Origin of the sequence: Psychrobacter communis (assembly GCF_014836505.1) — a bacterium.
In the GTDB taxonomy this organism is placed as follows: Bacteria; Pseudomonadota; Gammaproteobacteria; order Pseudomonadales; family Moraxellaceae; genus Psychrobacter; species Psychrobacter faecalis.
Genome location: NZ_JACSQR010000045.1, coordinates 1 through 14,651, shown reverse-complemented (window position 1 = coordinate 14,651; position 14,651 = coordinate 1). Strand labels below are relative to the sequence as shown.

The 14,651-nt window shown below is 44.5% G+C and carries 9 protein-coding genes and 2 tRNA genes; 8 read left to right on the top strand and 3 right to left on the bottom strand.

Translation table 11 applies throughout. The features are described from left to right. Positions 1-186 precede the first annotated feature (186 nt). Positions 187-1,098, top strand: a complete 912-nt coding sequence (gene argB, locus H9653_RS11445) for an acetylglutamate kinase (protein ID WP_191692460.1) — start codon at positions 187-189, stop codon at positions 1,096-1,098. Positions 1,099-1,179: 81 nt separating this feature from the next. Here argB and H9653_RS11440 read toward each other — a convergent pair whose 3' ends face one another. Continuing rightward, a complete protein-coding gene (locus H9653_RS11440) occupies positions 1,180-1,557 on the bottom strand; it encodes an arsenate reductase (protein WP_191692459.1) in 378 nt (125 codons plus the stop codon). Positions 1,558-1,784: 227 nt separating this feature from the next. On the opposite strand from H9653_RS11440, the gene leuS reads away from it, so the two are divergent. From leuS to H9653_RS11405, 7 genes are all read left to right on the top strand, one after another. After that, the gene (leuS, locus tag H9653_RS11435; RefSeq protein ID WP_404814820.1) at positions 1,785-4,502 is read left to right on the top strand and encodes a leucine--tRNA ligase; all 2,718 of its coding nucleotides are present in this window, start codon (positions 1,785-1,787) and stop codon (positions 4,500-4,502) included. Positions 4,503-4,599: 97 nt separating this feature from the next. After that, positions 4,600-5,319, top strand: coding sequence for an LPS-assembly lipoprotein LptE (locus H9653_RS11430; protein ID WP_225211742.1), 720 nt, complete (start codon positions 4,600-4,602; stop codon positions 5,317-5,319). Between the two features lie 154 nt (positions 5,320-5,473). Next, a complete protein-coding gene (locus H9653_RS11425) occupies positions 5,474-6,553 on the top strand; it encodes a DNA polymerase III subunit delta (protein ID WP_144297220.1) in 1,080 nt (359 codons plus the stop codon). A gap of 248 nt (positions 6,554-6,801) precedes the next feature. Next, the gene (locus tag H9653_RS11420) at positions 6,802-8,199 is read left to right on the top strand and encodes an efflux RND transporter periplasmic adaptor subunit (protein ID WP_191692458.1); all 1,398 of its coding nucleotides are present in this window, start codon (positions 6,802-6,804) and stop codon (positions 8,197-8,199) included. A 100-nt stretch (positions 8,200-8,299) separates the two neighbouring features. Further along, positions 8,300-10,294, top strand: coding sequence for a MacB family efflux pump subunit (locus H9653_RS11415; protein WP_191692457.1), 1,995 nt, complete (start codon positions 8,300-8,302; stop codon positions 10,292-10,294). Positions 10,295-10,684: 390 nt separating this feature from the next. Then, positions 10,685-10,760 (top strand) — tRNA-Lys (locus H9653_RS11410). 156 nt (positions 10,761-10,916) lie between these two features. Further along, a tRNA-Lys gene (locus tag H9653_RS11405) sits at positions 10,917-10,992 on the top strand. A gap of 96 nt (positions 10,993-11,088) precedes the next feature. On the opposite strand, the gene H9653_RS11400 is transcribed toward H9653_RS11405, so the two are convergent. Next, the gene (locus H9653_RS11400; RefSeq protein WP_191692456.1) at positions 11,089-11,871 is read right to left on the bottom strand and encodes an MBL fold metallo-hydrolase; all 783 of its coding nucleotides are present in this window, start codon (positions 11,869-11,871) and stop codon (positions 11,089-11,091) included. Positions 11,872-12,135: 264 nt separating this feature from the next. Then, the gene (locus tag H9653_RS11395) at positions 12,136-14,223 is read right to left on the bottom strand and encodes a catalase (RefSeq protein ID WP_191692455.1); all 2,088 of its coding nucleotides are present in this window, start codon (positions 14,221-14,223) and stop codon (positions 12,136-12,138) included. Between the last annotated feature and the right edge of the window lie 428 nt (positions 14,224-14,651).

Genomic DNA, 14,651 nt, shown 5'->3' with positions numbered 1-14,651 from the left:
ATAAAAATATAATAAACACTAGGCGAAATTCACCTCCACCCTAATGTCGGGTGGAGTCCTCTTTCGCTTTTAGATAGGTATTATTTAACCTTAACTTTACTAGAAAACGCCTTATTAGAGAACGCCAAAGAGAAACAAAAACTCTCAATCAATCCACCGCTTAACCCTGTCTTTTAGGAGCTTGTCATGACGCTTAATTTGGATGAAGCCAAAATTACCGCAGAAGTATTAACCACGGCGCTGCCTTATATTCAACGCTTTGTTGATAAGCTCATCGTCGTCAAATACGGCGGCAATGCCATGACCGACCCTGCGCTTGAAAGCTCGTTTGCCCGTGATATCGTGTTATTAAAAACCGTTGGTATGCATCCTGTGGTCGTGCACGGCGGCGGTCCACAAGTCGATAATTTGTTAAAAGAGCTCGGTCGTCAATCTGATCGCATCGACGGCATGCGCGTGACTGACAAAAGCACAATGGATATCGTCGAGATGGTATTGGGCGGTAGCGTCAATAAGTCTATCGTCAGCTTAATCAACAAACACGGTGGGCGCGCGATTGGTCTGACGGGTAAAGACGCCAATTTAATCTTAGCCAAAAAACTAATGATGGAAAAAATCGGCGCAGATGGTGTGGCAGTTCCTGTTGATTTAGGCTTTGTCGGTGATGTGGTCAGCGTTAATAAAGATGTGATCAATATGCTGATTGCCTCTGATTTTATACCTGTTATCGCGCCGCTTGGGGTTGATTCTGAGGGCAACACTTATAATATCAACGCCGATCTGGTCGCCGGTAAAGTCGCAGAATTTTTGCAAGCAGAAAAGCTGATGCTACTGACCAACATTAAAGGCGTGTTGGGTCGTGATGGTGAAGTGGTCACTGGCTTGACGCCAAAGAAAGTCGATGGTCTTATTGAAGATGGTATTATCTCAGGTGGTATGATTCCTAAGATTCAATGCGCGCTTGACGCGGTACGTAGCGGCGTAAAAAGCGCGGTTATTGTCGATGGTCGTGTGCCACATGCCACGCTTCTCGAGATTTTCACCAACGAAGGGGTCGGCACCTTGATTAGCCGTGACTTAGATTCATCAATGAGCTAGCGAGCTGTGATAATTTTTAGTATAAAAAAGCCCGAGCTTAACATTTAAGTTCGGGCTTTTGCACTTGGTAAAAAGTTTCCTTTACGAAAAAATTTTATCAAACTCATCTTCATCAAAACCACATAATAGTATCGGCTGACCATTATTTTTATCTGCCAGCTGACCTTCAACTATTGGACGCTTAATCATACTGGTATTTTCTATCAGCAAATCGATGGCAGTATCTATATTGGCATCAGCGGCTTGTTTTTGCTCGTCGGTCAGCTTGCGCCATGTCGTACCACGCTTATTCAATACTTTATCAATGCCTAGCTCATCTACCCAACGCTGTACGCTGTCTTTATCAATACCTTGCTTTTTATAATCATGAAAGTCATAGCTAACGCCTAGCTCATCAAGCTTAGTAAAAGCTTTTTTCATGGTGCTACAAGATTTGATACCGTAAATAGTGATGGTCATAAAAACTCCAAATCAATGATCGTTATTTTGTTTATTATACCTAACAGTCATCAGCATTTGGTTTATGACGACAAAAACCTTCATAAGCGTATTCACTTTGCAGATTTATCGCCTTTACGGTGAGCAAACGCTCTATCATATCGTCGCAATTTTTGCCAAATTACGCTATGCTATGGCATTGTAAAATTTTACCCAATTTATCTGTAATAACCTATTCCGAGCCAACTATGAGCAACGCCGTGACAGCAGAAACTGCTAATACTACCCATACCAATAATACTTCTATCGATAACGCCCAGTATCAGCCGCAAATTATTGAAGCTGCGCAGCAAGCCAAATGGGCAACTGACAAGCGTTTTGAAGTAAGTAATGAGCCAAGTGACAAACCAAGTCGCTACATGCTGTCGATGTTCCCTTACCCAAGCGGTAAGCTGCATATGGGTCACGTGCGTAACTATACGATCTCAGACGTACTGAGCCGTTATTATCGCCTGAAAGGCTATGAGGTCATGCAGCCAATGGGTTGGGACGGTTTTGGTCTGCCAGCAGAAAACGCAGCGATTGCCAATCAGACGCCGCCTGCCGAATGGACGTTTGCCAATATTGACAGCATGCGCGCGCAGCTTAAATTGCTTGGTTTGTCTATTGATTGGTCACGTGAATTTGCCACTTGTAGCCCTGAATATTATCAGTGGGAGCAGTGGTTATTTTTGCAATTATACAAAAAAGGCTTGGTTTATAAAAAGCTTGCCACCGTCAACTGGGATCCAGTCGATAATACGGTGTTAGCCAATGAGCAAGTCATTGATGGTAAAGGCTGGCGTAGTGGAGCGGCGGTCGAAAAGCGCGATATCCCGATGTATTACTTTAACATCACTGATTATGCCGATGAGCTGCTTGATGATTTAGATCAACTAGAAGGTCACTGGCCATCTGAAGTACTGACCATGCAGCGCAATTGGATTGGTCGTAGTGCCGGTATGGAAGTGCATTTCCCTTATGAGCTGGCAGGCGAAACCAATACCTTAGATGTGTTCACGACGCGTCCTGATACCTTGATGGGCGTCACCTATGTCGCCGTTGCGGCCGAGCATCCATTGGCACAATATGCTGCTGAACAAGATGAGGCGATTGCCCAGTTTAATGCGCTGTGTAAAAAAGGCTCAGTTGCTGAAGCAGATTTGGCTAAAGCTGAAAAAATCGGTATGGATACGGGGCTGACCGTTACTCACCCACTCACTGGTGAAGAAGTGCCTGTATGGGTTGCCAACTATGTACTGATGAGCTATGGCTCGGGTGCGGTGATGGCGGTTCCTGCCCATGACGAGCGCGATTACGAGTTTGCGACTAAATACAATTTGCCGATTAAACAAGTCATTGATATTCCTGCTGGCTTTTTAGATCAAGTAGAAGCCGATGCCAAAGCCAATAATACGCAAAGTAACCGCGCTTATACCGAGCGCAATACCTTAGTCAATTCAGGCGAATTTGATGGTATGGACTTCGAGCAAGCGTTTGAAGCCATGCTAGCGAAGCTTGAACCGCAACAGCTTGCCAAGAAAAAAATCCAATACCGTCTGCGCGATTGGGGTGTTTCTCGCCAGCGCTATTGGGGCTGTCCTATCCCCATGGTCAACTGTGAGCATTGCGGTACAGTGCCAGTTGAAGAGCAAGACTTGCCAGTGGTCCTACCAACGGACGTCGTCCCCGACGGTCGCGGTAATCCACTAAAAAACATCCCAGAATTTGTCAATACCACTTGCCCTAAATGTGGCAATCCTGCTGAGCGCGAAACCGATACCTTTGACACCTTTGTCGAATCAAGCTGGTACTATGCGCGCTTTGCCAGTCCGCACGATACAACCAACATGGTCAATAAATCTGCGGCCAATAAATGGTTGCCGGTCGATCAATATATCGGCGGTGTCGAGCATGCGGTTATGCATTTGCTTTATGCGCGCTTTTTCCATAAGCTCATGCGTGATGAAAACTTGGTATCAGGCGATGAGCCATTTGCTAATTTGATGACCCAAGGTATGGTACTTGCTGGTACTTTCTACCGCGTCAATGCCGATGGCAGTACCACTTATTACTTCACCGAAGACATCGATATCGACTATAACGAACGCGGTCAGCCGATTAAAGCGACTTTGAAATCTGACGGTCAGCCAGTGACGATTGGTAAAATCGAGAAAATGTCGAAGTCAAAAAACAACGGCGTCGACCCACAACTTACCATTGATAAATATGGCGCGGATACCGTTCGTTTATATACGCTATTTACTGCTCCTGCCGACCAAACCCTTGAATGGTCAGATGATGCGCTAAAAGGCCCTTATAACTTTGTTAAAAAAGTTTGGCGCATTGCGACCGAGCACATGCAAGCGCTTTCTGATGCCAATTTAACCCTTGAGCAGCTTAATAATGCAGCACTCAATACCGATAGCTTAAGCAAAGAAGCCAAAGCCCTACGCCGTAAAACCCATGAAACCATTGGCAAGATTGATAGTGATTTGGGTAAACGCTTGGCACTTAATACGCCAGTTTCTAGCTTAATGGAGCTTGCCAATGAGCTTGCTAACTTTAAAGCAAACGGCGAGCAAGACTTGCAAGTACAGCATGAAGCTTTGATTGATTTATTGATTATCCTCTCGGTATACGCGCCGCACATCGGTGAGCATTTGCTTGAGCAATTAGGTATGGATACCGTTACCCTAGGCTATCCAGAAGTCGATACAAGCGCTCTCGTGCAAGATATGATTACAATGGTGGTGCAGGTGAACGGTAAAATGCGCGGTAAAATGGATGTCGCACCTAATAGCGATCCTGAGCAGCTAAAAGCGCAAGCAAAAGCGCTTGAAGGCGTGGCAAAATTCCTTACAGGCGAGATTAAAAAAGAAATCGTCGTACCGAATAAACTGGTTAATATCGTGGTGGCAGGCTAGACCTTTTAAGGATTAAGTTTTTAAACGCTGCGACTTCAATCATGGCGTTTTCAAACTCTCTTTCTTGGGTCTTCTTATCAAAATAAGGATAGCGATTATGTCGTATAAGCACCGAGCTTTGCAGGCACAGCAAGCAAAATCAGACGGACAAAGCACCATGACTTATAAATCAAGCGCGCAAAAACTGGCAACGATGCTACTGACCGCCTTGCCAATGTTTGCAGTTTTGGGCGCAGGTGCTAGTCTTAGTGGTTGCGGCTTTCAGCTACGCGGCTATGATGCGCCGATGTTGTTTGACGTCAACAAAACCGCGGTGATTATCGAAGACAATCGCACCTCATTTCCATTAAAACTGCCCCTCGTCAGTCGCTTAAAAGCGTTAGGGGTCGAGGTTATTGATAATATGACCTTAGCAGATGTCGCTAACAATAACCAAAAAGCAGACGCTGAACCTATTGCGGCAATCACCGTGAACAATGTCCGCTTTAAGCGTTACGAGTTAGTTGGCGTCTTAACAGAGATTCGCTTGGTAATGTCAGCTGATGTTAGCTATCAAAGTGTAGAAAATGGCAAACCGATAACACTAACCAACCCTATCCAAGTTGAGCGTAGCTACCAGTATAACGAAGCATCGATAAGTACCGATGATCAGCAAGGCGACCAAATTCGTGATTGGCTTTACGATAGTTTAGCACGCCGAATTACTGACCAATATGTGGCAATTGCGCTGCCTAAGATTGCTCCTAACAGTAGCAAACCCGCTATGCAAAATGGTAAAGGCTCAGTATCTACTGCCGTGATAGCACCAAAATCTTAATATTGCTATATTTAGTTTTAAAAATTAAGTTTTTAAAAACATCCTTATTGAAGCTGGCTATATTTAAACACTTTGATTTAAACGCTTTTCTGTTTAAAGCGTTTAAATATAACCAGCTTTAATCACCTATTCATAACCTTGTGTCATTCTCTCTATGCAAGATACCTTTATACAAGCTTATCCAAAACTGCTACAGCCTTCCGTTGCAGTAGCGGGCTTGTGGTTGGCGCACGGTGATGAGCCGTTACTCAGTCAATGGCTTATCGATGCGCTGCGTCCGCATTGGCGCGCACAGAATTACGCTATTAAGCGTATCGAGCTGGTATCAGTGAAGAGTTGGCAAGAAGTGTTGTCAGAGCTTGTCAGTCAGTCTTTATTCGATGATGCAAGTGCGCTTATCGTAACAGGCAACCATAAACCTGATAAAGCCGTTATTGCCGAGCTTGAACGTTTTGCCATCGATGCGCAGACAGGGGCGCATAGCCATAGCTTGTTATGGCTCACACCAAAGCAAGACAAACGCGCGCAGACCAGCAAATGGTTTGCACCGTTTGCGCAATATGGTCATATTATCGATTGCAATTTGTATAACGAGCAGCAGCGCCAGCAGTTATTGCAGATACAAGCCCAGCAGTTTGGCTTAACCTTATCGCAAGAAGCTTGGCAACTCTTGATGTCACATACCGAACATCATCTGCTTAGTGCCTATCAAACCTTGTGGCGGCTATCGTATTTATTTGCGCCGCAATTGATGGCAGAGGTTGATAGTAAAAATACTAGTCATGAAAACCCTTCTAGCCAGCCTCTGACAAACGTGGCATTAGATATTAATGATTTACAAGCGGCATTGGTCAGTGATGCGCAGTTTAGTGTGTTCGATTTATCCGATGCCATGCTTGCTGGCAATAGCGCCCAAGTTGCCAAAATTATCTTTCAACTTAAAGCCACTGATGAACCAACCACTTTGGTTTTATGGGCAATTAGTAAAGACATGCGCCAGATTATACAACTAATGGATGGACAAGACCCGCAAGCACTTGGCATTTGGCGTAGCAAACAAGGCCTATATCAGCAAGCGTGCCGCCGCCACTCAAAAGCTCAAACGGCCACTTGGCCAGCATTGCTTTATAAATGTGACCAAGCGATTAAGGGTTTGGTGCGCCAACCAGCGTGGGAGTTATTATTACAAGCAGCGCTTGAGCTATCAGGGCAACGTCTGTTTAAAGCCCATTAGACTATCAGGCAAGCAAGCAAAAAAACGTCTTCCTGTCCCGCGTCATCATCTAAAGCATTTATTACTAAACAACTCATCATTTTTTCTTATTTAACCCTCTGTATAGGGTTATTTTTTTGTTTAAAATTTAATAGTTATTACCGTTACAATTCTTCCTCTTAACGTTTCGCAAACTAATTGCCATTCCCTTTTGGTCGCCAAGCCTCTACTATAGCTACACTTGATTTAACTGTGATTGGATTGTTGTCATGCGCAAAATGAGCAAAAAGTCTGCTATTAAATGGGGCGTCATTGCCCTTGTCATCGTAGCTTTAGGGGCTTTAGCCTACAAAACCTTTAAACCAAAAGACACCACACCCAACTATCTAACGGCGACCGCTGAAATTGGCGATATCGAAAATAACGTCATGGCATCGGGTAAAGTAAAGGCGTTAAATACCGTCGATGTGGGTGCGCAGGTATCTGGTGAAGTGACGCGGCTGTTTGTCGACGTCGGCGATGAAGTCAAAAAAGGCGATTTAATTGCGCAGATTGATCAGGTGACGCAAAAGAATAATTTAAGTAATGAGCAAGCGAGCCTCGAGCAAAGTGAAGCGGCGTTACAAAGCGCGCGTGCCGAGTCGCTAAGCCGTCAAGCGAGTCTAAAAAGTGCGCAAGCGGATCTTGCCAGCCGTCAAGCTGAATTAAAGCAAGCACAAGCAGATTTCTCACGCTTGCAAGGTTTACTGGCTATCGATGCCATATCACAGCAAGATTACGATACGCAAGCGACCAAAGTTGCCACCGCACAAGCATCAGTCGCCAATGCCCGCGCTGCTATCGATACCGCAAAAGCAGCGATTGCAACAACTGAGGCCAATATCAACAGCCAACAGGCAGCATTACGTAAATCTCAAACCAACGTTAGCACTGCGCAGGAAGATTTAAGCTATACCACCATCCGTGCGCCGATGTCAGGAACAGTGGTATCGGTGACCACTGAGCAAGGGACGACGGTCAACGCCAATCAGACTGCGCCAACCATCGTTACCTTAGCGGATTTATCCACCGTGCGTATCAATGCGCAAATCTCTGAAGCCGACGTTATTAACGTCAAAGCAGGCTTGCCCGTTTATTTTAATATCATCGGCAATCCCGACCAAAAATACGACGCGACCCTAAAAGCAATCGAACCCGCTCCTGAGAAAATCAGCGACACCAGCTCGACCGATGCCGCTATCTACTATGTCGGTTATATTGAAGTCCCTAATACCGAGCGCCGCTTTCGTATCGATATGACCGCGCAAGTTTATATCGTCATCAACCAAGCAAAAGACGCGCTACTTATTCCTTCTGCTGCCCTGCAGCCTGCCGGTAAATCTCGCAAGTCTGGCAATGCTAAAAAGGGCGCAGCTACTGCTAATACTGCCGCAAGTGGTGATAATAACTCTCGCCCAGATAATGACTCTGGTGCAACCATGGCGATGGTACGTGTCCTTAAAGCCGATGGTGAAGTCGTTGAACAAACGGTCAAAGTCGGTATCAATAACCGAGTTAATGCGGAAATATTAAGCGGTCTAAAAGAAGGTGATGAAGTTATATTAAGCGAGGAAGGTGCTGATAAAGGCAAAGGCAGTAAAGGTGGCAGAGGCGGTCGACCCTTCTAGTATTTAAAGTTTGCTAAGAATATTTAAATAAATCGATGCCAACAGTACATTAGCTTTGGCTTTGATAATGACTTAAGATTTGAGATAAGCAGGATAGCAAATGAGTAATCAACACCCGACGCTTAATGCCACTGATCAGCCTTTGATGGAAGTCAAAGGCTTGATTAGAGAATTTCCAGCTGGCGAGCAGACCATTCGCGTCTTACATGATATCAATTTGACCATCAATCAAGGTGAGATGGTCGCTATCATTGGTCAATCGGGCTCAGGCAAATCCACCTTGATGAATATCTTGGGCTGCTTAGATCAAGCGACGGCGGGCGACTATAAAATATTTGGTCAATCGGTCAGTCGCCTAGATGCCGATGAGCTGGCAAAACTACGCCGTGAGCACTTTGGTTTTATTTTTCAGCGCTATCATTTATTGGGTGATATCAACGCCCGCGACAACGTTTCTGTACCCGCAGTCTATGCGGGGATGGATGGGCAAGCACGCAGCGAGCGTGCCGAAAAGCTATTGTCAGACTTAGGACTGGGCGACAAGGTAAATAATCGTCCAAGTCAGCTTTCAGGTGGGCAGCAGCAGCGTGTCTCTATCGCAAGGGCACTAATGAATGGCGGCGATATCATCTTAGCCGATGAGCCAACGGGTGCGCTTGATAGTAAATCGGGCGAAGATGTCGTCCAAATCCTCAAAGATTTAAACGCCCAAGGTCATACTATCATCATGGTCACCCACGACCCTAGCCTTGCCGCCCAAGCTGAGCGTGTTATCGAAATCAAAGACGGTTATATCATCGCTGATTATAAAAATGACGATTATCAACATGCAGAACCACAGCCAGCGGCTGTCATAGATAAGCACCGTAAAAGCGCGTTTAGCAGCTTTATCGACCGCTTATTTGAAGCGTTTAAAATGTCCTTGCTGGCCATGCGCGCCCATAAAATGCGCACCTTATTGACGATGTTAGGAATTATCATTGGTATTGCGTCGGTGGTATCAGTCGTCGGTCTCGGTAAGGGCTCACAAGAGCAGATATTGTCCAATATCAGCTCCTTAGGTACCAATACCATCACCGTCACCGATGGCTACCCCTACGGCGACCCTAGGCGGCAGTACAACGATGACAATCTAACGCCGCAAGACGCCCAAGCGGTCGCTGACCAGCCGTATGTGGTCAGTGTCAGCCCGCAGCTCAATAGCAATATGAACGTCCGCTATCGTAATATCCAAGAAGCTGCTAGTATCAGCGGTGTTGGTAAAGACTATCTTGATGTCAGCGGTGAAAAGTTAGCTCTAGGTCAAGGTTTCGATGAACAAAGTATCTTACGCCGTACCCAAGATATTATTATCGATGATAATGCCAATAAAACCTTTTTCCCCGACAATGCCAATCCGATTGGCGAAGTCTTACTCATAGGCAGCGTTCCTGGGCGCGTTATTGGCGTCTTAGAGCCAAACGATGGCGGCTTTCGTCGTAGCGTTGATTCGCCTACGCTCTATATGCCCTACACTACCATGATGTCGCGGCTGATAGGCAGCGCTTATATTGAAAGCTTTGTCGCGCTGATTGATAACAATATCTCCTCTGCCGCCGCTGAAGCTGCTATCTCTGAGCTTATGATAGGTCGGCATGGCACCGATGATTTTCGCATCCGTAACTCAGACTCGATTCGCCAAACCATTGAAGCGACCACCGCAACAATGACCTTGCTGATATCTTCTATCGCTATTATCTCGCTAATCGTCGGCGGTATTGGCGTCATGAACATCATGCTGGTATCAGTGACCGAACGCACCAATGAGATTGGCGTACGTATGGCCGTTGGAGCGCGTCAAAGCGATATCATGCAGCAGTTTCTCATTGAAGCCGTTTTGGTCTGTATTTTAGGCGGACTATTGGGGATTGGGCTGGCGTTTGCCATCGGTGAAATCATCAATCGTGTTGGTGGTGACAGCTTCCAAGTCATTTATTCACCAACATCTATTATTGCCGCCTTTATTTGCTCGACGCTAATTGGCGTTGTTTTCGGCTTCTTGCCTGCACGTAACGCTGCCAAATTAGATCCCGTAGAAGCACTATCTAGAGATTAGAATAATTTTATGACCAATTACTAAAGATCAATATTAAAAAATAAGGGTAAAAATATCGTTCGAAACGTAATTTTTATAAAATGCTAAGGTCTCTAAAAGTCAGTTAACGCTTAAATTTAAAAAAATAGGATTAATTTACACTGATTTGCACTTTTTTTAGCATTCGGGGTTGTAATTGTCATAATTATATATATAATGTGCTCTCACGTTTAGAGATACAAATAATCTAAACGGGTAAACAAGCTTATTGTCTCTTTTGATATTGATTCATGAATAGATAAAGAAACTAAGCTTAAGACATTTTTTAGATGTCTGGTTTTAATAAATTTTCCTTTAAGGAAATTTATCTTGCGAAGCTAAAATTGTCATGCAATTTTTTAACGCTTCTCAGGGCCGATAGCTCAGTTGGTAGAGCAGTTGACTTTTAATCAATTGGTCCCGCGTTCGAGTCGCGGTCGGCCCACCATATTTAGTAGTATCCTTGTCATGTATGCTACCCTATCCGGTAGTGGCGTAATAAGTTTAAAGACATTGTTTTTGATGTCAAGTTTTAATAAATTTCCCTTTAAGGAAATTTATCTTGCGAAGCTAAAATTGTCATGCAATTTTTTAACGCTTCTCAGGGCCGATAGCTCAGTTGGTAGAGCAGTTGACTTTTAATCAATTGGTCCCGCGTTCGAGTCGCGGTCGGCCCACCATATTTAAGAAAGCCCAGTCATTTAATGATTGGGCTTTTTTTTATGCGCTTTTTATTTTGGTGAAGCTTTAGTTTATAGCGTAAACGTTTTTAGCTTTCAACGTTTACGCTTACGGAGGCTAAAGCCATCATCTTGGCGCCAAAGCAATTTATGTTTAATGGTATCTTTGATGGTGCGCCGATGTTTAGGCGCTTGTGCAATTAGACTGTCAAAAGTTGCAGCATCGATACCCAACTCACAGCCATGCGCCATCATGACATTAGACGGTTGTAAGTCTTTTACCTTTTGTAGCGACTTGATATAAACTTTGGGATCATAAATAGGAAATGGCGCGACAAACTTATGGCGCAGCTTGATGATTAAATCGGCGGTATAGACCTCACGACTTGGCAGATGAAATAAAGACAAATCACGATCTGTATGCCCTGGCGTCTCAAATACCTGCCAATCATCAAAATGCGGTACGGTATCGCCATCACTAACGGTCAAATCAGGTTGCAGATGCGCAGGATACCAGAGCCTTTTAAAAGGACGTCCTTGACGCTTGGCCACATAGTGAGCTAAACCCAAATCAATCAAATGCATGACTTGCCCGCCAATGCCGCTATACCACTGCGTGTCTCTAGCAGCCGAGACAATCAAGCAACCAGTGGCTTTTCTAAGCTTATGCGCGCCGCCGGCATGATCTGGATGCATATGAGTAACGACCACTACTTTTAAATCAGTAATAGGACGCTTTAGCGTATCTTTAATATAACCCAACACCAGCGCCACATCAGGGCGACAACCGCCGTCCAATAGCATTAATTTATCTGGATAAACCGCCAGATAGCTACTTTGAATATAGCCATCCAAACGTACGATTTGACATAAACTCATTTATCTTCCTTGACCGCTTTTCTTGTCATTCCTATGTTTCATTAACGAATTATTTATTCACTTTATTGCTAATACGATGAAAGCTTGTCCTTTAGTATAACGCTCGCTATCCTAAAATAAATGTCTTTGAGTGAACGCTTGTGACTAGAGATAAATCGCTGATAACGTATTGATAGGATATTTAAAACGTTACCCAATAAAAAACCCAGCGCAGCGGCTGAGTTTTTTATTATTACAAGAGGGAGTTAATAAGCTAAATGTCAATTAAGCCAAGTCGCGTACCTTTGGCTCACGCTCCCACAAACGTGATTTGGCATTTTCAATAAAGCTATCAATCTCAGCGAGTGGCGTCACAAACGCATCTTTTTCAACGGGTAGTTTGCTTAAGATAAACTCATCGGTCGCGCCGCAATAAGCAATCGCTTTGCAGTGCACATAAGCATCATTGAACCAATCCAACGTTGCGCTGTCTTTAGCCAGCTTCTTCGCTTGATCTGGCATAATGATACTAACCACGGCATCAAACATGACTGACGGACCACCAGAGACACGCTCATCGGCTTGTATGATAGTGCCATCATCTAAAGTGACTTCTTTATTTGGTGCCACAATCTTAACGCGCGCGCCCTCTGCCATAGCCGCCTCTTCAAATTTCTTAATCTCACTATGCTTTGAGCCTTCTGCGACTAAAATCCCAATCATTCGTGCCTTTAAACTCTTTGGCGTACGACCAATGGTTTGTAATGGCTCAGAGGTTGGCAAATCTTGTACTGGCGCTGCTGGTTCTATTGCTTCTGGTAGTTTCATTCCTAATGCCGTTGCCACACGATTTGCCAAGTCTTCGTCAATGTTCACTAAATGACCAAGCATTCGTGTTCGTACATGCGGGGTATCTACTTTGCCAAGCTCAAACGCATAAGCAGAAGCGATATGAGCTTGCTCAGCTGGCGTCTGGCTACGGTAAAACATACGCGGTTGACTATAATGGTCCGCAAAGCTTTCAGCGCGCACGCGACCTTTAATGCCATCATCTAGCTGCTCGTGGAACGACTCAAAGCCTTTTTTTACGCTTTCACGTGGGCGCTCAGGATCTAAACTTTGTGGATCATACAGAGTACGAGTTTTCGGTATTTGCATTTGCATATGACCGTCTTGCTGATTGTTTGCAAACGGACATTTTGGCGCATTAATCGGAATCTGCGTAAAGTTTGGTGATCCCAAACGTGACAGCTGCGTATCTAGATAGCTAAATAAGCGGCCTTGCAATAATGGGTCGTTACTAAAGTCGATGCCCGGTGGCAAATGCGATGGGCAGAAAGCCACTTGCTCAGTCTCAGAGAAGAAGTTATCTGGATAGCGATTGAGTACCATTTTACCTACGATGCGCACGGGTACCAATTCTTCTGGAATCAGTTTGGTCGCGTCTAAGTGATCAAATGGGAACTCATTGGCTTCTTCTTCAGTAAATAACTGAACACCGAACTCCCACTCTGGATAATCGCCATTATTAATCGCTTCAAATAAATCACGGCGATTATAATCAGGATCGGCGCCCGAGATTTTGACTGCTTCATCCCAAATCAGCGATTGTACCCCAAGGACTGGTTTCCAATGGAAACGTACAAAGGTGCTCTTGCCATCTTTATTAATAAAACGATAACTGTGAATACCAAAGCCTTCCATCATACCAAAGCTACGCGGTAGCGCGCGGTCACTCATCAGCCAAATGACATTGTGCATGGTTTCAGGGCTAAGCGAGACAAAATCCCAAAAGGTATCATGAGCAGAGGCTGCCTGCGGAAAGCCGCGATCTGGTTCTGGTTTCACCGCGTGTACCAAATCAGGGAATTTCATCGCATCTTGAATAAAGAAAATCGGCATATTATTACCGACGATATCCCAGTTACCCTCTTCGGTATAAATCTTCACCGCAAAACCGCGCACATCACGCGGCGTATCTTTTGAGCCCTTATTACCCGCTACGGTAGAAAAACGGGTAAACAAAGGCGTCTGCTTACCCGTTTCGGTAAGAATTTTCGCTGTCGTATACTCTTCTAATGATTCGGTCAGCTCAAAATAACCATGGGCGGCACTACCACGCGCATGCACCACACGCTCAGGAATACGCTCATGGTCAAAATGCGTAATTTTTTCGCGTAAAACAAAATCTTCTAATAACGTGGGGCCACGAGTATTGGCTCTAAGCGAGTTTTGATTGTCAGAAATGACAACACCTTGCTGAGTGGTCATCGCTCTTGTATCACCATCGGTACGCTGATGCGTTTCACCGCCATTACCACGTTCGGTATTCATATTTTTAGCGGGGTCGGTATGATCAATATTCTTCTTCATAAAATATCCTAGCTAATGAGTAAAATGGACTACAGGTAGCCCACCAAATAAGCACCAACACAGTTTTATATCCTTAGAGATAGCTTTGACTTCAGATGTCGTTTAATTGTCTGTGTTCAGCGCGATTGTTTCTTAATAGATGAGAAAGCTGTTAGACATTGATACATGACAGCATCGATAAGCTCATCAATTATATTACTCAAAATCTGCCGTCGGTATGTCAAATATATCGTTAAGCGTGTTGATTTTTGGTTACGCATCAGCCAAATCACGTCTGTTTGCAGACACGTTTTTATAGTGAAATGATGATGAGGATAAAGACAGAAAAAGCTGATGAGCAGCTATGTATGAAGGGTTGCAAACAGTTAAATAAAACATATACAAACCTACCTATTTATTACTATAATAGATAGATTATATCTATAATA

Coding starts and splice junctions, on each gene's coding strand:
- argB (WP_191692460.1), top strand. CDS start 187: ATGACGCTTAATTTGGATGAAGCCAAAATTACCGCAGAAGTATTAACC.
- H9653_RS11395 (WP_191692455.1), bottom strand. CDS start 14,223: ATGAAGAAGAATATTGATCATACCGACCCCGCTAAAAATATGAATACC.
- H9653_RS11420 (WP_191692458.1), top strand. CDS start 6,802: ATGCGCAAAATGAGCAAAAAGTCTGCTATTAAATGGGGCGTCATTGCC.
- H9653_RS11425 (WP_144297220.1), top strand. CDS start 5,474: ATGCAAGATACCTTTATACAAGCTTATCCAAAACTGCTACAGCCTTCC.
- leuS (WP_404814820.1), top strand. CDS start 1,785: ATGAGCAACGCCGTGACAGCAGAAACTGCTAATACTACCCATACCAAT.
- H9653_RS11415 (WP_191692457.1), top strand. CDS start 8,300: ATGAGTAATCAACACCCGACGCTTAATGCCACTGATCAGCCTTTGATG.
- H9653_RS11400 (WP_191692456.1), bottom strand. CDS start 11,871: ATGAGTTTATGTCAAATCGTACGTTTGGATGGCTATATTCAAAGTAGC.
- H9653_RS11430 (WP_225211742.1), top strand. CDS start 4,600: ATGTCGTATAAGCACCGAGCTTTGCAGGCACAGCAAGCAAAATCAGAC.
- H9653_RS11440 (WP_191692459.1), bottom strand. CDS start 1,557: ATGACCATCACTATTTACGGTATCAAATCTTGTAGCACCATGAAAAAA.